Origin of the sequence: Bacillus sp. AY2-1 (genome assembly GCF_008368965.1) — a bacterium.
Lineage (GTDB): Bacteria > Bacillota > Bacilli > Bacillales > Bacillaceae_G > Bacillus_A > Bacillus_A thuringiensis_S.
On record NZ_QPEL01000067.1, the window covers coordinates 53,594 to 74,334 of the forward strand.

The window sequence follows — 20,741 nt, forward strand, 5'->3', positions numbered from 1 at the left end:
GTGTTCACTCCAATCTGTTGGAATAATAGCTATTATTTTTTGTTTTTGTAGTAGTTGTAATCACAATATTCAAGTGATTTTGGATCTACATAACTTAAGTGGTGACTAGAGAACGTCATGCGTCCAACTACACCAGGTTTAATAATTTCGTTGTACTTCTCTTCGGTTAACTTATCAGCCTTTTCTTGTACTTCTTTAACCCACTTGTCATATTTCTCTTTAGTTTTTGCTTCAACTTCGAACTCCATGTGTGTGAATCCTTCACCAGAGAAGTTCGCACTACGGCCTAGGTAAGAACCTGGCTTATCAGCTTGTAAATAAAGATCCATAATCATGCCATCCATTGTGTACTTCATACCACCAAGTTCTGGTACCCAGAAAGCATTCATTGGGCCGACAGAAGTCAGTTTGAATTGAATTGGTACACCAGCTGGGATATTTAAATAGTTAACGGTTTCAATTTTTTCCTCTGGGTAACTGAATAACCATTTCCAGTTTGCAGATGTAACATAAATTTCAACTGGTTTAATATGTTTGGACTCTTTCGGAACCTCTTCCGAAGCATAAGTTGCTTTTACTGTTGGAATCGATAATGCGATAACGATAATAACAGGAACAAGCGTCCAAATAATTTCTAGTAATGTGTTACCGTGTTGTTCAGGTGGCTCATAGTCCATATTCTCTGGTTTTTCACGATAACGAATCAAGATGACTGTAAACAGAATGAATACAATTGCGATAATTAATGACATAAGCAAGAATGACCAAACAATTAAATCATACTGTGCTTTTGCAACAGGTCCTTGCGGATTTAATACTGCGAGTTTTTTATCACAGCCACCGAGGAACAGAAGTAATGATAACGGAAGAAGCGAAGCCAACTTCCAAAACGCTTTCTTTAGTTGCACGATTGAAAATCTCCTTTCTCCTTGGATTGAAACTATGCCAATAAAACAATATAAACCTATTAATTTATAGAAGGCAATAGTTTTTGATATATTGTTAAAAAATAGACACAAATGCACACTTTTTAAGGTGAATATCATTTGTAACTTGATTACATTGTAAACTATTTTCCAGAGAAAAACGTGATTGTGAAAATTTTAAGATAAATAAAGTTATACCAGGATATCCAAGAAATAGAAAAAAGCTATCTTATCATAAGAAAGATAGCTGAATATTTTGTATATTTAGTTTATTTTTTGTGTGATAGTTCGTGGCTGTTCAAGTGTGACAATTTTTTTATATTTAAATTGGTATAAAATGTAACAAATAATCATAAATGGAATGCCACAATAAAGAGCAATTCTTTGATCTGGAATGAAAGCCAAACTAACAAATGTAATGAAATTGAGTAAGAACGCCACGATTGGAACTAGCGGATAGAGCGGTGTACGATATTTTAAATCATTTATGTCGCCACCATTTTTTACGAAATTTCTACGGAAGAAAAACTGTGAAGCGGCAATTGACATCCAAACGACAACGGCAGCCATTGCTGCAATAGATGTTAAAACTAGAAAGACAGTATCTGCCGCAAATACACTTGTTAATAAGGAAAGGCTAGCAAAAATCAGACTGAAAATTAATGCATTTAGCGGTACACCTTTTTTAGTTAATTTCGTAAATGCTGGGCTTGCCATTCCTTGTTTTGCCATCGCCCACAGCATACGAGAATTTGCGTATAGACCAGAGTTAGCAACGGATAATACAGCTGTAATAATAACAAAGTTCATAATGTCTGCTGCATATGGGACACCGGCTACATCAAAAACAAGTACAAACGGACTTTCGACTAGATTAGCCTCTTGCCATGGGAGTAAACCTACAACAACTGATATCGCTAAGACGAAGAAGAAGAGAGTTCGCCAAATTGTATTTTTGATCGCTTTTGGAATTGTTTTTTCAGGATTTTCACTTTCTCCTGAAGCGATTCCGATTAATTCTGTTCCTTGGAAGGAGTAATTTACTGTAATCATCGTAAGAAGAACAGCTAATGCACCGTTTGGAAATAGCCCGCCATTTTCAGTGAAATTATGAAGCATCGGAGCTGGCTTTCCGTTAAAGTCTAGTAAACCGAACATAACAGCGCCACCAAGTACGATGAAAATAACAATTGTTGCAACTTTTACACTTGCGAACCAAAACTCTGCTTCTGCATATGCTTTTGCTGATAAAGCGTTTACGAGGAAGAGCGCTGCTGCAAATGTAACGCACCAAATCCATGAAGAAACGTCTGGAAACCAGCGTTTCATTAAAATACTTACAGTTGTTAACTCTACGCCAACTGTAACAGCCCAATTTAACCAATACATCCAACCGACAACAAATCCAAAACCAGGTGAAATGAATTTGCTTGCATAGCTTTGGAATGAACCTGCTTCTGGCATAGCAACAGATAATTCACCAAGACATAACATCGTTAAATACATAACAAATCCACCGACTAAAAATGCAAGAATAGCGCCACCAGGTCCGGCATTATGGACGATTTGACCAGATCCCATAAATAGCCCGGTTCCGATAACACCACCGAGTGCAATCATAAATAGGTGTCTACTTTTCATTGTTCGTTTTAAATTTGTTTGTTCAATTTGTTGATTCATATGCCCCTCACCCCGTATTTTCTTGAATGTGTGAACTTCATTTTATTCTGAGTTTTTAATCATTAGTGGGGGATGCAACACACACTCGGTTTATTTGCTATGAAATGAATGGAGTATGTAAAAAATGAACTATGACTAAATACTCTAAGAATGTTTGTTAACATGGTGATATCTTCACCATGTTAACAATTTTGATTTTAGCAAAAAATTTTGGAAATGTATATTTATTTTTCTTTTTATTAAAAATAATTAGAATTTTTATAATTAATTCTATGAGCGATAATTCACATGATCTTTCTAGTAAACTAGTAAGAAGAAGGGTACAATGATAAGAGTTGTGTCTGTAAAATAATAATTAATGGAGTTTTGTTTATAATGAAAAAGTTAAAATATCTTTTTGTTTTTGGTATTATACTTGCTGCTGCATTTTTTATAGGGAAAGATAAAATCATGCAAAAGGCGCAAGTTTTACGCTTAGAGTTTCTATCTGAAATGAAAGAAGCAGCTATGATTGAAGATGTTCCGTTTATTAAACAATTACCAGAATTACCTCGAGGATGTGAAGTGACAAGTTTAGCTATGTTGCTGCAATATAAAGGTGTACAAGTAGATAAGATGCAACTTGCTAGCGAAATTTATCGTGTTCCATTTGAACAAAATGGTTTGCGTGGAAATCCTTACGAGGGGTTTGTAGGAAATATTTATACAAAGGCAAAGCCTGGATATGGTGTATACAATAAACCAATCTTTGATTTAGCAGAAAAATATGTTCCTGAAAAAGTAATTAATTTAACAGGTAGAGACATGCAAGATATATATAAAGTAATTAGTTCTGGCTCCCCGGTATGGGTCATTATTAATACGACGTTTAAGCCGCTAGCTGAAAGTAGTTTTGAAACATGGAATACGAGTTCAGGCGAAGTGAAAATTACATATTATGAGCATAGTGCAGTAGTAATTGGATATGATCAAAACTTTGTATATGTAAATGATCCTCTGAAAAATAATCCACGTTTGGCTGTTCCACGAGCAGAATTTGAGAAAGCTTGGGAGCAAATGGGAAAACAAGCGATTACTATTTTATAATAAAGAAAAAGTCATCTTTTGGATGGCTTTTTCTTTTTGGTTTATCATATTTGAAAATTCAGAAGATTCTTTTAAAAGTTAACAATTCACGTTATAATAACATTTAACTTGGTGAAGAAGGAGTGAAGGGGTATGGATGTTGCAAAGGAACTTGTTTTGTCAAAAAATCAGTTAGTTGAGTGGAGAAGGCATTTTCATAAGTATCCAGAGTTATCTTTTCAAGAAGAAAAAACATCGCAGTTTGTGTTCGATATACTTCGGAAATGCCCATATTTAGAAGTGTCACGGCCGACTAAATATAGTGTGATGGCAAAGTTAGTAGGTAAACAGCCGGGCAAAACAGTTGCGGTTCGAGCCGATATGGATGCTCTTCCTATTCATGAAGAAAATGAGTTTGATTTTATTTCTACATATAAAGGTGTGATGCATGCGTGTGGTCATGATGGACATATAGCGATATTACTTGGGGTTGTATATAAGTTAGTAGAAGCAAGAGAGAAGATTAAAGGGGAGATTCGTTTTCTATTCCAACATGCTGAAGAAAATTTTCCTGGTGGTGCAGAGGAGATGATTGCGGCAGGTGTAATGGAAGGTGTGGATTATATCATTGGTGCTCACCTTTGGGCGTCGTTAGAGGTTGGGAAAATAGGCGTTATTTATGGTCCTGCAATGGCTGCACCGGATGTTTTTAAAATTAGGATAGAGGGAAAAGGTGGACATGCTGGAATCCCTCATGAAACGGTGGATAGTATCGCAATCGGTACACAAGTCGTTTCGCAACTTCAGCAAATTGTATCTCGCCTCACGAATCCATTAGATTCTCTCGTAATATCCGTTACTCAATTTCATGCGGGGACAACTCATAATGTAATACCAGAGCAAGCGGAGATTGAAGGGACAGTGAGAAGTTTAAGACATGAGTTACGAGGTGAAACAGAGAAGAAGATTGAGCGGATTGTGAAGCATATTACGGAATCTTACGGAGCGAAATATACGTTTTCTTATGAATATGGATATCGACCAGTTGTAAATAATTATGAAGTTACAGAGCTTATTGAACAAACGGCATTACAACTTTATGGAAGAGATAGAGTTGTTCGTTTGCAGCCGACGATGGCTGGAGAAGATTTTTCAGCGTTTTTACAAAAGGCACCAGGGACATTCTTTTTTATCGGAGCGGGAAATAAAGAGAAAGGTATTATATATCCTCATCATCATCCTCGTTTTACAATTGATGAAGATGCATTACCGATTGGAGTGGAAGTCTTTGTATCAGCCATTATGAATTTTATAAGTAAAGGAGAATGAGATGAAGAAAATACACATCTTAGCGCTTATTCCAGTACTTTGTTTAGTAGTTGGGCCAATATTTGCGAATTCAGTTACTCCTTACGTATTAGGGATGCCATTTTTATTATTTTGGGTATTATTATCAGTGTTTATTACATCTCTTTGTATGGGGCTTGTGTACGTGTTTGATCCTGCTAATAAGGAGGATGTAAAATGACTGCATTACTTATTATTATTTTATTTTTGTTTCTCGCACTATTTTTAGGGATTCGGGCACAACATGGAAAAGATATGAATTTAGAGCAATGGTCAGTTGGGGGAAGAGGATTTGGCACTATTTTTGTTTTTCTCCTGATGGCAGGTGAGATTTATACGACATTTACATTTTTAGGGGGAAGCGGCTGGGCGTATAGTAAAGGAGCGCCTACCTTTTATATTTTGGGATATGGTGCTTTAGCTTATCTTTTATCGTATTTTTTATTACCACCAATTTGGAAGTATGCGAAAGAGCATAACCTTGTTTCGCAGTCGGATTTTTTTGCGAAGAAATATAGAAGTAAAGCGCTTGGACTTATTGTTTCAGTTGTTGGTGTTGTTTCCATCATCCCATATCTTGTTTTACAGTTAAAGGGACTGGGGATTATCGTTTCAGAAGCTTCTTACGGAAGGGTGTCACCTGTTGTTGCAGTATGGATTGGTGCTATTGTTATAACTATATATGTAATGGTTTCAGGTATACACGGTTCGGCTTGGACGGCTGCTTTGAAGGATATTATGATACTGTTTATCGTTATGTTTTTAGGTATATATTTACCGTATCATTATTATGGAGGATTTCAGCCTATGTTTGAGGCTGTAGAAGCAGCGAAGCCGGGATTTTTATCTTTACCTGAAGAAGGAATGAGTATTTCTTGGTTTGTTTCTACTATTATATTAACGGCCCTAGGTTTTTATATGTGGCCTCATACATTTGCTTCTGCTTTTTCTGCAAAAAATGAAAAAGTATTTCGTAAAAATGCAGCAATTATGCCATTGTATTCTTTAGTGTTACTTTTCGTATTTTTTGCAGGGTTTGCTGCTATATTGCAAGTTCCTGGGTTAAAGGGAGCGGATGTGGATCTTTCGTTATTCCGTCTTGCTTTACAAACTTTTGATCCTTGGTTTATTGGAATTATTGGTAGTGCGGGAGTATTAACGGCGTTAGTTCCAGGCTCTATGCTTGTTATGGCGGCTTCTACACTGTTAGCGAAAAATATTTATCGAACGATGGTTCCATCTGCTTCAGATAGACAAGTTGCTAAAGCTGCAAAGTTATTTGTACCTGTAGTAACGCTCGTAGCAGTTTTATTTACATTTAAAGGAGGAGAAACAATAGGAGCCCTTCTGTTAATGGGATACAGTATCGTTACACAACTTTTCCCTGCACTTGTTTGTAGTTTGTTTCCACGCCAGGTTATTACGAAGCAAGGAGCGATTGCAGGAATGGGAATGGGGTTATTAGTTGTTGCATATATCACTTTATCGGGCTCTAATATAGCTACGATGTTTCCGAGTTTTCCGCAGTCTATAAAAGATTTAAATGTAGGTATAGTCGCATTGTTAATTAATATGATTGTGATGTTTGTAGTTAGTGGATTTACAAAAAGTGTATCTATAAAGAAAAACAGCATAATAGTAGAAAAGTAATTCGTTTATTAGAGCTATCTTTGAAAAGAGATAGCTCTTTTTTGTATATATTTTCTTCTATTAGCGGAATCTAACTAAAAACTTGTTGAAAAGGAAGTTAGGTGGGGAAATTGTTAGAGCTTGAAGGTAACTTATTTGAAGTTATGAAAGAAATTAGGGATGAGTTAGGTTCACCTAATGATTTAACAATTAGAGAAGTTGCTCTTGCTGGGAGTTTTACACGTTGTGCGGTTGTGTTTTTATGTGGATTAACAGACAAGGATAATGTTTATAAATATGTCGTTCGTACGCTGCAATACGAAGAAATTCCAAGTGAGGAAGCCGTTGTTCAAACGTTATTGGATCGTTTTATTTCTATCGCAGAAGTGGGTGTAAAGACGAAGTTTCCAGACATTATGAATGCGATTTTAGCGGGAGATACAGTTATATTAATTGATAATATTCAAACTGCTATCGTTATTAATAGTAGGGCTTGGGAAAAAAGAAGTTTAGAACCACCAGTAACTGAAGATTTAATACGTGGACCGAGGATCGGATTAAATGAAGATATTAATGTGAATAAAATGTTAATCCGACGTAGTTTACGTGACCCAAAGCTGAGATTTCAATCTTATATTATAGGGAAGAGATCCCAAAAAGAAGTAACTTTAGTATATGTAGAAGACGTTATTAATCCTTACATTGTAAAAGAGTTAGATCGGCGTCTTCAATCAATAGTGACAGATGTCGTTTTTGAGACGGGAACGATTGAGCAATTAATTCAAGATAATAATTTGTCACCGTTTCCACAATTTTTGAACACAGAAAGGCCTGATAATATTGTGGCCTCATTAATGAAAGGTAAGGCGGCTATTTTAGTGGATGGATCACCGTTTGCTCTCATTGCGCCATTAGTATTTGTTGATATTTTTCAATCTGTGGAAGATCATTATGAGCGTTGGGTAATTGGGACTTTATTAAGAATTTTGCGGATGGGTTCTGGTATAATTGCGATTTTAATGCCAGCGATGTATGTAGCGCTCGTCTCATATCATCAAGGACTTATTCCTTCTAAATTGGCTTATTCAATTGCTGGAGCAAGAGAAGGGGTTCCGTTTCCTGCATATATTGAAACGTTAATGATGGCATTAACGATGGAGCTAATACGAGAAGCAGGAATTAGGTTGCCGAAACCGATGGGGCAAACAATTGGGATTGTAGGTGGTCTTGTAATTGGAGAAGCAGCGGTGAACGCAGGAATTGTAAATCCGTTTTTAGTTATCATTATTGCGGTTACAGCTATCGCTACCTTTTCTCTCCCTGTATATAGCATTACGATCACGTTTCGTATTTTACTTTTCGTCTTTGTGTTAGCAGCAACTGCTTTTGGGTTGTATGGAATCATTCTAGCTCTTATTGCGCTTGCTGTTCATATTACAAATTTAACAAGTGTTGGTGTACCGTATACAACTCCAATTGCTCCTGCATTTTATAAAGATTGGAAAGAAGAGTTTATTCGCATGCCAAAATCAATGTTGAAAGATCGACCAGAATATTTACAAACGAAAGATTCTACAATACGTCCAAAGGAGCGAAAATAATTGAAACCATTTGAGTATGGCGATGAAGAGATTGGATCTCGGGAAATTGGGTTTGCAGTATCGTCGACCATCATTGGCATAGGGGCATTGTCTATGCCAAGAGATATCGCTAACCAAACTTTATTTTCGGACGGTTGGATTATTTTACTTTTGGGTGGATTGGTATGTGCAGTTTTAGGCTGGTTTGTAACGAGGGTAGCTATCTTATTTCCGAAACAAAACTTTGTTCAATATACAAGTGCACATTTGACAAAGCCTGTTGCATACACAATTAGTAGTATTTTAGTATTAACGTTTGCTGCTTTGACAGCATATGAATCGCGAATGATTTCAATTATTTCTCAAACGTATTTATTTAGTGAGACACCGATACAACTACTGTCTTTCTTCTTCTTACTAGTTGTTATTTACGGAATAGCAGGATCAAGAGCAGCCTTATTAAGGTTAAATGTTCTATTTTTACCTATTGTTTTAATTGCGATAATGCTTCTTTCTTTATTAAATATAAATTTAATGGAAATAAACAATTTATTTCCAGCTTTTCAAACGGAAGTAAGTCAATACGCTGTTGGGGTTAAAAATTCTATATTCACATTTATTGGATTTGAGGTAGCTCTGTTTTATGCTGTGTTATTGAATGATAAGACAGCGAAAAAGGCACCAATGGCAGTTGCAAAAGCCGTGATAGTAAATGTGCTCTCATACATTTTAATTTATGTAACTTGTATTAGTGTTTTTACGTATATGACAACTCGTGGATTGACATATCCAACGATTGAATTAGGGAAAGAAATTGAGATTGGTGGAGGTTTTTTAGAAAGGTTTGATGCGATTTTTTTTACGACTTGGATTATTACTATTTATAATACTACAGCAATGTACTATGACGTCGCATCTTTATTGTTTTGTGCCATGTTTCCGAAAGTGAAGAAACATATTTTTATTTTCGGAAGCGCGCCTATAATTTTTATGCTGAATATGCTTCCTGGCAATTTAGATACGTTATCAAGTTACGGAACGTATTTAGCCTGGATAGATATGGGGTTTGTCGTGTTAGCTCCTTTGTTAGTTTTTATTGTATATAAAATAAAAAGAAGGAATGGTAGAAATGAAAAACCTTCTTAAAATTATAATGGTTATGATTTTAGCTGGATTTATAAGTGGGTGTTCTGAACTAGAAGAAATAGAAGAAAGAGGATTTGTAGTAGGCGCAGCTTACGATATTGTGAAGAAAAAGAAAACAAATCCGATTATAAAAGGGACGTATCAGATGGTACTTCCCAGTAAGTTAGCACAACAAGGTGGACAGGGGGATGGAGATAGTGAAAATTATATTAATGTGAGTGCAAAAGCAGATAGTGTCTTTGAGCAAATCCGAATTATTGCTAAAAAAATTAGTCGAACATTATTTTTTCCACATATACAAGTGATTATTTTTTCGGAAGAATTACTGGCGAATCCGTATGTTTTGCAAAATACGTTAGATGTATATATTCGTGATCATGAAATGAGAAGAAATATTCGTTTGTTTGTTTCAAAGAAAAATGCAGAATCTATTTTAAAACAGAGTGCAAAACCTGAAAATTTACCGGCGCAGTATATTGATATGTTAGCTGAACATCCTCCGAAAAACGCTCAAATGATTGAGGCGGCGAGAATTGGTGAAGTGCAGGGGAAAATGATTGCAAATCGAAGTTTTGCATTACCTCTTTTAGGGCTAACAAAACAAGGGGTGCAAATGGAAGGAGCGGCATTGGTTCGTGGAAAGGATAATAAGTGCGTTGGAATTTTGAGTGGAGAACAAACATTAGGAATGAACTATATAATAGGTAAAAAAATTGGAGGTTTCTTTACTGTTCGTAAAAAGAATCAGCTTATTACATATGAAATTCATAAGTTGCGCCGAAAGATCCAGGTGTCTACTGAAAATGCTACAAAACCGAAATTTGATATTCATTTGTCCACAGAAGGCATATTAGCTGAGTTGCATTTTAATGAACCGAAACAAGTGATGAGTGAAAAGCTTTTAAAGAAAGAGATTTCAAAGGAAATGACGAAGCGTATTGAAAAGTCTATACAACTTGTTCAAAAAAAATATAAGGTAGATGTATTGGAATTAGGAGAGGTATATAAGAGGCATAATTATAAAGAGTGGAAAAAAATTAGTAAGAATTGGGATCAAGGTCAGAATTATTTTAGTAATGCTGAAATTAATGTTCATGTTGATCCGACAATTGAACATTCAGGTTCAGCTTTACCGAAGAAAGTGAAATAAGGTGATGTAAGTTGTTTACGGGTTTAGGGATTAGTTGCACGATATTAATGGCAGTTCTTCCAGGAGCTATATATTTTATTCATAAAAAACTCACAACGTATGGAGCACAGCCGTGGAATACTGATGTACAAAAAAAGAAACCTGAATGATTTTCAGGTTTCTTTCGTGCAAAGCAAACGTGAAGGGGGATACCTTCTATGTATGCTTTGCTTTATACAAGCCCTAACCAATGTACCAATTGTGTAGAGAGGAATGTAACAACAATGGCGATAACGGTAGGGATTGCAAACGATAAGAATGTCCATTTTGCACTTTTTGTTTCTTTATATATGTTAACCAATGTTGTTCCACACGGGAAATGAAGAAGTGAGAACAACATTGTGTTTAACGCTGTTAACCAAGTCCAACCATTTTCTAGGAATAGATTTTTAATTTGATTAAAATCATCTATTTCAGTTAAAGCCCCAGTTGATAAGTAAGACATTAATAAAATTGGGATTACAATTTCATTAGCGGGTAGTCCAAGAATGAATGCAGCTAGAATAAACCCGTCAAGTCCTAACATTTTAGCAAATGGATCTAGGAAGTTTACAAAATACATAAGTAAGCTTGTGTCACCGATAAAAATGTTAGCAAGTAACCAAGTTAATGCAGCCGCAGGGGCAGCAACAACTATAGCTCGTTTTAAAACATAGATTGATTTATCGAGTGTTGCGCGAACAATTGTATTCCAAACTTTTGGCTTGCGGTACGGAGGTAACTCAAGTGTGTAGTGAGTTGGAACCCCTTTTAAGGCTGTTTTTGATAGTACCCAAGAAACAGTTAATGTCATAATAACACCAATTACAACCATTCCAACTACAACGCCAGCAGTAACCAATGTTTGCATACTGCCTGTATAACCAGCAGCCATAAATAGTGAAGCCATTAAAATTAACATAGGCCAGCGACCGTTACAAGGAACGAAGTTGTTCGTTAAAATTGCTAGCATACGTTCACGTGGTGATTCAATGATACGTGTTGACATAATGGCTGCTGCATTACAACCAAATCCCATTGCCATTGTTAAAGATTGTTTCCCGTGTGCGCCGGATCGTTTGAATAAGCGGTCCATATTAAACGCGACACGTGGTAAGTATCCGTAGTTTTCTAATAGCGCGAACATAGGGAAAAAGATTGCCATAGGTGGTAACATAACGCTAATAACAGCACCGATACCACGGAATAAACCAAGTATTAAAATGCCATGTAACCATTCAGGTGCATGCGCTGCTTGGAACCAAGATGTTAAATATCCTTCGGCCCATCCGAAGAATTCGGCAATCATATCAGATGGTACGTTAGCACCTGCGATTGTAAGATAAAAAATAATAGATAAAATACCGAGCATAATTGGGAATCCCCAGATTGGAGATGTGAAAATTTTATCTAGTTTTTCGGAACGATATAATTTATCAGTATTTGTATATTGGACGGATTCTTTACATATGCTTGCAGATGTTCGATAAATATCTCCGACTATATCATCTCGTATATCTTCTTTTGAAAGTGTTTGTGCATGTTGAATAATATAGTCTAATGGAAGAGCTTTACTGGCTGAGTGAGATTCCATTAATTACGACCTCCCTTACAAGTGGTTCATTATGGTGTTTTTGAAGTGTAGTTAAGAAATTTTTATCTCCATCCAATATACGTAACGCAATCCAACGTGCTGGATACGTATCACCGAACACCTTATAAATTTGTGGTTCTAATTCTTGAATCATATTTTCAATTTTTTCGCTGTAAGTAATTTTAATTGGTGTTGGAATTAGTTTTTTATTTGCTACTTTTGCAATAACATTTAGTAAATGACCAATGCCTACTCGGTTACGTGCTGAAATTTTAACTACAGGTACACCAAGTGATTTTGCTAATTTTTTTTCATCAATAACAATACCTTTTTTCTCGGCTTCATCAATTAAGTTAATGCAAATGACTACATTGTTTGTCATTTCCATCACTTGGAGTGCTAAATTTAAATTTCTTTCCATAGCAGTTGCGTCTATGACAACTACAGTTACTTCTGGTTTTTCAAATATAATATAATCCCTCGCCACTTCTTCGTCCGCGGAATTTGAGTATAGTGAGTAAGTTCCAGGTAAATCTATTAATGTATAAGTACTTCCGTTATGTTCATATTCTCCTTCAGCTTTTAAAACAGTTTTTCCTGTCCAATTTCCAGTATGTTGTTTTAAACCTGTCAAAGTATTAAATAATGTACTTTTCCCGGTATTCGGGTTGCCAGCTAAAGCAATACGATGTTTGCTCATCTGAAATCATCTCCTATTAATACCCCGAAAATAAGGGAACTTTCTTCTTTTCGCAGTGCAATAGTTGTGTTGCTCACTTGATAGGCGACCGGATCTCCAAGTGGACTGCGTTGCAATACTTTAATCGTTGCCCCAGGGATAAATCCCAAATCTAATAAACGTCGTTTCATAGTTCCTTCTAATTGTATCTTCTCAATTTGTACAAATTCCCCTGTTTTAAAATCGGAAAGGGGTTTAGTATTAGCCGATACCATAAAAGTTACCTCTTCTCTATATTGTTAGTGTTAGTTTAAAAAGTTTCCTTAGGTAAACTTTTTGTTAGTAATATAGTAGACTACATTGGATGATGCTGTCAATTAGTACTTTAAAAATATTCATTTAATTTTAGAATTGTTCCAATTTATTTAGTTGTACTAAAAAATATTACTGAAATTCTTTTTAATGTGCATAAATTAGGCGTGTAAAAGTTACAAAATACAGCGGAATTGTAAATATAACTTTAACTAAAAGGGAAAAAGAGAGAAAAACATTTACATTGAATTTACATTGTTAAGAATAAATTTACATTACAGCATAGTTAGTGTGGTTTTTGTTGGATTCTTTAACTGCAAATGTTGGGATTCATAGATTTTAAGGGTTATTATCGTCATTTACTTAAAATTAAAAATTGCTTAACACTCACATAATATTGTTGTCCTACAATGAATTTGTGTTCGAAAGAAAATGAATTCGAAAAGTGATAATCCAAATGGGGGTACAAGACATGGTTATGAAAAAAGGTATTAAATTCTCTTTAGCAGCTTTAGTGGTAGCAGGAGCATTAGTTGGGTGTGGAAAAGCAGAAGATACAACTAGTAAAGAAACTGCTAAAGGAAGCGATAATACAAAACAAGAATTATCGGGTACGATTGCAGCAGCTGGTTCTACAGCTCTTCTACCTCTTGCGGAGGAAGCTGGAAAGAAATTCATGGAGAAAAATTCAAAAGTTTCTATTCAAGTTCAAGGTGGCGGTAGTGGAACTGGGATTAACCAAGTAGCATCTGGTGCAGTGCAAATTGGTAATTCAGATGTTCCGTCCGGAGATAAAATAAAAGATGCTGAAAAGGCGAAAGAATTAGTAGATAACAAGGTAGCGGGTATTGCATTCGCTCTTGTTGTAAATAAAGATGTAAAAGTTGATAACTTAACAGTGCAACAAGTACAAGATATCTTCACTGGAAAAGTAACAAACTGGAAAGAAGTAGGCGGAAAAGATGAAAAAATCAACGTAATTAATCGTCCAGCTTCATCTGGTACACGTGCTACATTCGAAAAAACAATTATGAAAGACGCAAAAATCAATGATGGAACTGGAACAACACAAGATTCTAACGGTGCAGTAGAGCAAGCTATCAATTCTACTCCAGGTTCAGTAAGCTATTTAGCAATGTCTTACATGGTGGGTGATAAAAAAGGTGCACTGCAAACAGTGAAAATTGATGGTGCTGATCCAAAAGTTGAAAACATTGCGTCTGGTAAATATCCATTCTGGTCTTACGAGTATATGGTAACAAAAGGTGAAGCGAAAGAAGCAACAAAAGCTTACATCGATTATGTAAAAGGTAAAGACTTTGAAAAGCAAGTAGAAGATATGGGCTACATTCCAATGTCTAAATTAAATAAGTAATCAAATTTATGGGGCTGGCTGCAAGGCCAGTCCTGTTCATTTCAATCTGTGAAGTGGGGTCTGTCCTGTGATGAAGGGGAAAAAACAAATTAATTACGTGAAAAGTGAATATATAGGAAGATCACTTGTTACGTTTTGTGGTATTTTTATTGTTTTAATTACATTAGCTATTATTGCGTTTATTTGTGGCAAAGGAATTCAATCTTTTACACAAAGTGGTATCTCGTTTACTGAGATGTTAACATCGACAAAATGGAATCCAAATGCTGATCAAGGATCTTTTGGGGCTTTAATTTTTATTGTAGGTTCAACAGTGGTTTCGTTAGGTGCGGTTATTATTAGTGCACCAATTGCTATAGCTCTGGCTATATTCATGAATTTAATTTCGCCGAAGTTTGGAAATAAAGTATTGAAGCCTGTTTTAGAATTATTAGTCGGTATTCCGTCAGTAGTATACGGATTATTAGGGGTTACGATTTTAGTTCCGTTATTACGTGATTCGTTCGGGGGAGTGGGCTTTAGTTTAATTGCGGGTATCGTTGTATTAAGTATTATGATTTTACCTACTATTGCTAGTATCGCTTCTGATGCAATACGCTCTGTTCCATTTGATTATTTAGAAGCTTCTTATGGCCTAGGATCAACGAAATGGCAAGCAATTAGCCGAGTGATTGTTCCTGCTGCGAAAAAAGGAATTTTAACAGGTGTTGTTTTAGGTTTAGCGCGAGCTTTTGGTGAAGCGCTAGCCGTTCAAATGGTAATCGGGAATACGATTAAATTACCAGAAGGAATATATAGTCCGACAGCAACGTTAACTGGTATTTTGACAATGGACATGACAAATACATTGAACGGAACTGCTTGGAATAATGCGCTATGGACTTTAGCGATGATTTTACTTGTTATTTCATTCCTGTTTATTTTAGTAATTCGAGCGATTGGGCAAAGAGGTGAGCGATAATAATGAATGCAAGAACGGTAAATAAAGTTTGGACGGGTATCTTTTATGCGGTTGCGGCTTTGGTCGTAGCTATGCTAGTGTTCTTAGTGTTTGAAATTTTACAAAAGGGATGGGGTTTTTGGGATCCTAATTTCTTGTTTGGAGAACCAAGTAATACAAGAGCTGGTGGTGGGATTGGTCCGCAGTTATTCAATTCATTCTACATGCTTGTTATAACGCTTATTATATCTATTCCTCTTGGACTAGGTGCTGGAATATATTTAGCAGAGTATGCAAAACAAGGGCGCTTTTTAAATTTTGTTCGTTTATGCATTGAGACAATGGCGTCTTTACCATCTATTGTTGTTGGTTTATTTGGTTTGTTAGTGTTCGTTACAATGACAGGCTGGGGATACACAGTAATGGGTGGTGCTCTTGCTTTAACTATTTTAAACTTACCAGGTTTAACACGTGTTTGTGAAAATGCTATTTCAGAAGTGCCTCATAATGTAAAAGAGGCAAGTCTTGGATTAGGTGCAACAAAGTGGCAAACAATCGTTCGTATTATTATCCCATCGTCATTACCGCAAATTATTACAGGGATTATTTTAGCGGCGGGTCGTATATTTGGGGAAGCGGCAGCATTAATTTACACAGCGGGTTTAACATCTCCGATTTTAAATTCAGCAGCGGACTTCTCGAGTCCTGCGCATCCTTTAAATCCGTTTAGACCAGCTGAAACGTTAGCAGTTCATATTTGGAAGTTAAATTCTGAAGGGTTTATTCCAGATGCGAAGTTGATTGCGACAAAATCTGCAGCTGTATTAATTATTATGGTATTACTATTCAATGTCATTTCACGCTTGATAGCATCTGTATTGCATAAGCGCTTTACAGGAACGAAAAGAAAAAGTAAAACGACGAAGAAGATAAAAGCGGCATAAGTTACAAAGGAGAACTCTCTATTTATAAGTAGAGGGTTCTTTTTGCATTTTAATATAGAAGGAAAAGGTATAGCGATTGTTGAATTTGTAATTCGTTATATAGATAAAGAGGTGAAAATGAGGGAGTGGATTTAATTTGTTTTTTCTGCAAATGTCAGGTTTTCCAGGGGCGGGAAAATCCACAGTTTCTAAGTATATAGCGAAGTTAACAGGTGCTATAATTGTAGATCATGACGTTTTGAAATCAGCATTGTTAAAATCACTAGAAGTGAAAGGTATTGAATCAACGATAGTTGGTGGACTTGCATATGATGCTGAATGGGCATTGATTGATTCTTATTTAGAACAAGGGCATAGTGTTATATTGGATAGTCCATGTTTATATGAGGGAATGGTTGAAAAAGGGATTAAATTATCAAATAAACATGGTGTGAAATATAAATATATTGAGTGTTATCTTAATGATATGGAAGAGATTAATGCGAGACTGCAAACACGTAAGCGTATGATTAGTCAAATTGAAAAAGTGAGGTCGGAAGTAGGTTTTAAAAAGTGGTTAAATGGTAGTAAGAAACCTTTAAATAGTGAATATCTTATTGTGGATTCTAGTGAACCTCTAGAGCGGTATGCGGAAAACATGATAGATTATATGAGTAGATAGAGAAAAGGCGTTATCTTCATTCGTGAAGATAACGCCTTTTGGTTTTAAATATCGGGTGTTTCTGTAGAAGTGCTTATTTTTCTACGGGAGCGCCTTTTTTTTCCGATTTTATCTAATAGTTCATACATAACTGGAACGACTACTAATGTAAGAACAGTTGAGACTGCTAAACCACCGATGACAACTACGGCTAAACTTTTTGATACCATACTTCCTGCTTGCGATTGACCGAATAAGAGTGGTAGCATAGCGACGATTGTTGTTATAGCCGTCATAATAATTGGACGTAGTCTAGTAGAACCTGCTTCCAGTAAGGCTTCTCTCGTTTCCAGTCCGTGTTCCCGATTTTGTTGGACCCTTTCTATTAATACAATAGCGTTTGTAACGACAATCCCGATTAACATTAATGCACCGATTAAGGAATTTACATCAACAGGTGTTCGTGAAATGATTAATCCTAAAATACCACCGACAGCAGCTAATGGCAGGGAGAATAAGATTGCAAAAGGAGCACGTGCTTGCCCGAAGGTGATAACCATAATTAAATATACAATCCCGATTGCGATCCCCATAATTTTAAATAAATCTGTAAAATTCTCTTGCATAGATTCAGTAGCTCCTGCGATATTTACTTTTGCACCGCTAGGTAAATCTAAGTCATTTATCGCTTTATTTACTTCTGTGTTTACTTTACTTAAATCTTTATTTGAAGCTTCGGCGGTAATTTGAATTGTTTCTTTTCCGTCTTTATGGAAAATTTCTGTTTGTGTTTGTTTTTCTGAAATAGATGCGATGTCTTTTAAAGGAATTGGTCCATTAATAGGTGATAGTAAGTTTGTGTTTAAAATATCGTCTTGTTTATTTATGTTTTCCTTTTTGTGTTCTATCATAATAGTAGTTTTTTCATTATTAATTGTAATTTCGCCAATAGGCGATCTCTTCATAAGGAATGCTACTTGTTGCGCAGCTATTTCTGGTGTTAAGCCTAGTTGTTCAGCCTTTGTTTGATCAATATGAATTTGCCATTCTTTCTTAGAGTATTCTAAATTCGTTTTTACTTTAGAAAGATTATCCATGCTTTTTAGTTTTGTTTCGACGATAGTAGCCGTCTCTTTTAAATTCCCTTCGTTAGTAGCTGTTATGTTAAATTGCAAATTGTTTCCGCCGCCAGAGCTTGAATAACTTGTTTTTATATAATCCAGTTCAGCAGGCTCGAAAGTTTTATTTTCCTTTTTTAACTCTTTAATATATTGATCAATATCAGAACCTTTTTTAAAGACTACAAATATACTAGCGAGGTTATTTTTAGTTGTTTGCCCCCATTGTGCATCTTCTGCGCTAGATCCCATTCGTAAAATAACGTCTGTTACATCTGAATTAGAAAGTAATTTCTTTTCGAAATCGAATGCTTTTTGTTTTTGAGCTTCAGCATTATAATCGGCTGGAAATGTCATGTTAATAGATAACATTGTGTCGTCCTCAGATTTTATGTTTGCTTTCGGTAGTAATATATAGGCTGCAATTGATCCTGCAAATAATAAAAATGCAGTAAGTAGAATAATGAATTTATGAGAAAGAGACCACTTTAAGGTAGCAACATATCGTGATGAAGAACTTGGCTTTCGATGCTTTGTTTTTTTGAGTAGTAAAAAAGCCATAAGTGGAACAACTGTTAGTGCAACGATTAAGGATGATAGAATAGAATATACAACTGCTAATACCATAGGTAACATTAATTTTCCGATTGCTCCTGATACGAGGCCGATAGGTAAAAAAACAGCGACCGTTGTTAAAGTAGAAGAAGTAATTGCGACGGCGACCTCTTTCGTTGCATCAAGAATAATATTTTTAGAGAAAGAATCTTTTTGTAAACGGCGGAAAATATTCTCGATGACAACGATACTATCATCGACGAGACGTCCAACCGCAACAGCTAAACCACCAAGGGTTAAAATGTTAAGTGTGATGTTAGATTGATGTAGTAAAAAGAGTGTTAATAAAATAGATAATGGAATACTGACAACAGCGATGAGTGTTGTTCGGAAGTTACGTAAAAAGATTAAGATAATTAGAGTTGCAGCGATTGCTCCAAGTATTACTTCTTTTCCCATGCTAGTAACAGCATTTTCAACTTGTTCATGGGTTGAAGCCAAAAGTTTAATAGAAAATTGATCTTTATATTCCTTATTTATCTCTTTAACTTTTTTATCAATCTCTTTTCCGATGGCAACTGCATTTTTACTCGGTTCTTTCATGATGATTAACCCTGTGCCTTCTTCGCCGTTTATATGTGAGATTGTATCGTAGTGTTGTTTGATTTCGATTTGAGCAATGTCTTGTAATTTCACTTGGGGTGCCACAGTGATGTTTTTAATGTCATTTACATTTTTTATGTCCCCGATGACGCGGAGGTTGTATTCTTCCTGATTAACAGTAATTGCCCCGGCTGGAGTAGAAGTTTCTTTTCCTTGTAAAACAGTTAGTACCTGCTGTGATGTTACGTTTTTGTTTTTTAATTGGTTCGGATCAAGTACGATAGATAATTCAGAGGTTGATTTTCCGAAAAACATAACGTTGGCAACACCATCAATGTTTTCGAGTTGTGGTACGATTTCTTTTTCAATTTGTTTTTCATCTGCTTTTGAAAAACCGTTTTGTTTCTGGATAGTAATTTGGGCGAGTGGAATCATAGAAGTGTTTAATTGACTAACTACGGGCTTGGTTACATCTTTAGGTAATTTAATTGTATTGACGGCTTTTTCGACTTCGCGTGCTGCATCTTTCATGTTTGCTTTTGATGTATATGCAATGTCGATACGTGATAATCCCTCGTGCGTAGAAGAAGTGATGGTATCGATATGTTCCAAATTACGAAATTGTTTTTCGAGAGGGTCAGTTACGTCTTTTGTCATCGTTTCAGCGTCAAGTCCCTGAGATAAGGTTGTGACGGTGATTGCTGGATTATCGATACTTGGCAAAAATTCCATAGGTAATTTAGAGCCGGAATAAACACCGAGTATGGAAATGAGAAAAATCATGATGATAATGGCGGAGCGGTTTTTTAATGAAAACTTTGTTAACCTATCCATAAAATAATTCCTCCATTGCTTTATTTATAGTTGAATACGTCCTTTCTTACTATATAACAAAAAATGGATATCTTTCATTAATTAAATGTAAAAAAATTCTAATAATATTCTTAAGTTTATATTTGCGTTGGAATGTTGTTATTTGTAGGGAATTAAATTTTTGAATGGGAAGGAAGGGATTAATGCGCGTGGTTGGCTATTTAATTGGGATGTAATTTTTTCTTACGGCTAATTTATATCGCTATTCTATAGAAGGATAATTATTATAAATTTTTATATAGAAGAGAATGAAAATCTGGGAAGGTATTGTGAAATGCAATTTGGTTGAATGAAGTGTAGTAGTATACAATCAGAATAACTATTCTTAGTAGAAAGGATAACAGTTCTTTTTATAGAAAAAGTAGGATAGATAATTTTTTTGTGCTTTTTATAAAAAACACTTGTTATTTAAAAAACATGATGGTATATTAATAAACGTCGCTGATGCGGAAACGCAGAAAAACGACAAAAAAGAAATTTTAAAACTTAGTTGACATCGAAAAATGAAGATGTTAATATGATGAAGTCGCTTCTGAAGCGGCGGACAAGTTCTTTGAAAACTGAACG

18 protein-coding genes are annotated in these 20,741 nt (G+C 35.5%); 12 read left to right on the forward strand and 6 right to left on the reverse strand.

The annotated features are described in order from the left end of the window. Window positions 1-32 precede the first annotated feature (32 nt). Both DN403_RS16800 and DN403_RS16805 read right to left on the reverse strand, forming a co-directional pair. Window positions 33-908 carry a cytochrome aa3 quinol oxidase subunit II gene (locus DN403_RS16800; protein ID WP_001176164.1) on the reverse strand — a complete coding sequence of 292 codons (876 nt, stop codon included), beginning with the start codon at window positions 906-908 and terminating at the stop codon, window positions 33-35. Window positions 909-1,190: 282 nt separating this feature from the next. After that, window positions 1,191-2,606: an amino acid permease gene (locus DN403_RS16805; RefSeq protein WP_001075766.1), complete on the reverse strand. Its 1,416-nt coding sequence runs from the start codon at window positions 2,604-2,606 to the stop codon at window positions 1,191-1,193. Between the two features lie 375 nt (window positions 2,607-2,981). Between DN403_RS16805 and DN403_RS16810 the strand changes: the two genes are divergently transcribed. From DN403_RS16810 to DN403_RS31205, 8 genes are all read left to right on the forward strand, one after another. Next, window positions 2,982-3,692 (forward strand): C39 family peptidase, encoded by a 711-nt coding sequence (locus DN403_RS16810; protein WP_000734492.1) that lies wholly within the window; start codon window positions 2,982-2,984, stop codon window positions 3,690-3,692. A 132-nt stretch (window positions 3,693-3,824) separates the two neighbouring features. Beyond that, entirely contained in the window at window positions 3,825-5,000 is a 1,176-nt protein-coding gene (locus DN403_RS16815; protein ID WP_000382122.1) for an amidohydrolase, read from the forward strand. A 1-nt stretch (window position 5,001) separates the two neighbouring features. Continuing rightward, on the forward strand, window positions 5,002-5,199 hold the full coding sequence (locus DN403_RS16820; protein WP_000719836.1) for a DUF3311 domain-containing protein: 198 nt from the start codon (window positions 5,002-5,004) through the stop codon (window positions 5,197-5,199). Then, window positions 5,196-6,668: a sodium:solute symporter family protein gene (locus tag DN403_RS16825; protein ID WP_000125940.1), complete on the forward strand. Its 1,473-nt coding sequence runs from the start codon at window positions 5,196-5,198 to the stop codon at window positions 6,666-6,668. Before DN403_RS16820 ends, DN403_RS16825 begins: the two co-directional genes overlap by 4 nt. A gap of 101 nt (window positions 6,669-6,769) precedes the next feature. Then, a complete protein-coding gene (gene gerLA, locus DN403_RS16830) occupies window positions 6,770-8,248 on the forward strand; it encodes a spore germination protein GerLA (protein WP_003276720.1) in 1,479 nt (492 codons plus the stop codon). Further along, window positions 8,249-9,373: a spore germination protein GerLB gene (gene gerLB, locus DN403_RS16835; protein WP_000802021.1), complete on the forward strand. Its 1,125-nt coding sequence runs from the start codon at window positions 8,249-8,251 to the stop codon at window positions 9,371-9,373. Continuing rightward, complete coding sequence (gene gerLC, locus DN403_RS16840; RefSeq protein WP_042597170.1) at window positions 9,357-10,523, forward strand: spore germination protein GerLC; 1,167 nt, start codon at window positions 9,357-9,359, stop codon at window positions 10,521-10,523. The genes gerLB and gerLC overlap by 17 nt, the downstream gene beginning before the upstream one ends. Window positions 10,524-10,534: 11 nt before the next feature. Next, a complete protein-coding gene (locus tag DN403_RS31205; protein WP_000493991.1) occupies window positions 10,535-10,672 on the forward strand; it encodes a hypothetical protein in 138 nt (45 codons plus the stop codon). A 62-nt stretch (window positions 10,673-10,734) separates the two neighbouring features. Here the strand turns inward: DN403_RS31205 and DN403_RS16845 are convergent, their stop codons facing one another. From DN403_RS16845 to DN403_RS16855, 3 genes are read right to left on the reverse strand one after another with little or no spacing between them, the layout of a single operon-like run. Further along, entirely contained in the window at window positions 10,735-12,135 is a 1,401-nt protein-coding gene (locus DN403_RS16845; RefSeq protein WP_000443602.1) for a nucleoside recognition domain-containing protein, read from the reverse strand. Next, a complete protein-coding gene (locus DN403_RS16850; RefSeq protein WP_000033873.1) occupies window positions 12,113-12,835 on the reverse strand; it encodes a FeoB small GTPase domain-containing protein in 723 nt (240 codons plus the stop codon). Before DN403_RS16850 ends, DN403_RS16845 begins: the two co-directional genes overlap by 23 nt. Further along, window positions 12,832-13,089, reverse strand: a complete 258-nt coding sequence (locus tag DN403_RS16855; RefSeq protein ID WP_000252988.1) for a FeoA family protein — start codon at window positions 13,087-13,089, stop codon at window positions 12,832-12,834. Before DN403_RS16855 ends, DN403_RS16850 begins: the two co-directional genes overlap by 4 nt. Window positions 13,090-13,598: 509 nt before the next feature. On the opposite strand from DN403_RS16855, the gene DN403_RS16860 reads away from it, so the two are divergent. The 4 genes from DN403_RS16860 to DN403_RS16875 all read left to right on the forward strand — a co-directional run bounded on the left by DN403_RS16860 (window position 13,599) and on the right by DN403_RS16875 (window position 17,046). Further along, window positions 13,599-14,501, forward strand: coding sequence for a phosphate ABC transporter substrate-binding protein PstS family protein (locus DN403_RS16860; protein ID WP_000245111.1), 903 nt, complete (start codon window positions 13,599-13,601; stop codon window positions 14,499-14,501). Window positions 14,502-14,571: 70 nt separating this feature from the next. After that, the gene (pstC, locus tag DN403_RS16865) at window positions 14,572-15,462 is read left to right on the forward strand and encodes a phosphate ABC transporter permease subunit PstC (protein ID WP_000676676.1); all 891 of its coding nucleotides are present in this window, start codon (window positions 14,572-14,574) and stop codon (window positions 15,460-15,462) included. Window positions 15,463-15,464: 2 nt separating this feature from the next. Further along, on the forward strand, window positions 15,465-16,385 hold the full coding sequence (gene pstA, locus DN403_RS16870; RefSeq protein WP_000994151.1) for a phosphate ABC transporter permease PstA: 921 nt from the start codon (window positions 15,465-15,467) through the stop codon (window positions 16,383-16,385). Window positions 16,386-16,521: 136 nt separating this feature from the next. Beyond that, entirely contained in the window at window positions 16,522-17,046 is a 525-nt protein-coding gene (locus tag DN403_RS16875; RefSeq protein ID WP_000465748.1) for a P-loop nucleotide/nucleoside kinase family protein, read from the forward strand. A 44-nt stretch (window positions 17,047-17,090) separates the two neighbouring features. Here the strand turns inward: DN403_RS16875 and DN403_RS16880 are convergent, their stop codons facing one another. Further along, the gene (locus DN403_RS16880; RefSeq protein ID WP_000375600.1) at window positions 17,091-20,135 is read right to left on the reverse strand and encodes an efflux RND transporter permease subunit; all 3,045 of its coding nucleotides are present in this window, start codon (window positions 20,133-20,135) and stop codon (window positions 17,091-17,093) included. Window positions 20,136-20,741: the final 606 nt, after the last annotated feature.

Excerpts from the sequence above, each read along its gene's own strand:
- DN403_RS16805 (WP_001075766.1), bottom strand. The coding sequence starts at position 2,606 with ATGAATCAACAAATTGAACAAACAAATTTAAAACGAACAATGAAAAGT.
- DN403_RS16810 (WP_000734492.1), top strand. The coding sequence starts at position 2,982 with ATGAAAAAGTTAAAATATCTTTTTGTTTTTGGTATTATACTTGCTGCT.
- DN403_RS16815 (WP_000382122.1), top strand. The coding sequence starts at position 3,825 with ATGGATGTTGCAAAGGAACTTGTTTTGTCAAAAAATCAGTTAGTTGAG.
- DN403_RS16820 (WP_000719836.1), top strand. The coding sequence starts at position 5,002 with ATGAAGAAAATACACATCTTAGCGCTTATTCCAGTACTTTGTTTAGTA.
- DN403_RS16825 (WP_000125940.1), top strand. The coding sequence starts at position 5,196 with ATGACTGCATTACTTATTATTATTTTATTTTTGTTTCTCGCACTATTT.
- gerLC (WP_042597170.1), top strand. The coding sequence starts at position 9,357 with ATGAAAAACCTTCTTAAAATTATAATGGTTATGATTTTAGCTGGATTT.
- DN403_RS16845 (WP_000443602.1), bottom strand. The coding sequence starts at position 12,135 with ATGGAATCTCACTCAGCCAGTAAAGCTCTTCCATTAGACTATATTATT.
- DN403_RS16850 (WP_000033873.1), bottom strand. The coding sequence starts at position 12,835 with ATGAGCAAACATCGTATTGCTTTAGCTGGCAACCCGAATACCGGGAAA.
- DN403_RS16855 (WP_000252988.1), bottom strand. The coding sequence starts at position 13,089 with ATGGTATCGGCTAATACTAAACCCCTTTCCGATTTTAAAACAGGGGAA.
- DN403_RS16860 (WP_000245111.1), top strand. The coding sequence starts at position 13,599 with ATGGTTATGAAAAAAGGTATTAAATTCTCTTTAGCAGCTTTAGTGGTA.
- pstC (WP_000676676.1), top strand. The coding sequence starts at position 14,572 with ATGAAGGGGAAAAAACAAATTAATTACGTGAAAAGTGAATATATAGGA.
- pstA (WP_000994151.1), top strand. The coding sequence starts at position 15,465 with ATGAATGCAAGAACGGTAAATAAAGTTTGGACGGGTATCTTTTATGCG.
- DN403_RS16880 (WP_000375600.1), bottom strand. The coding sequence starts at position 20,135 with ATGGATAGGTTAACAAAGTTTTCATTAAAAAACCGCTCCGCCATTATC.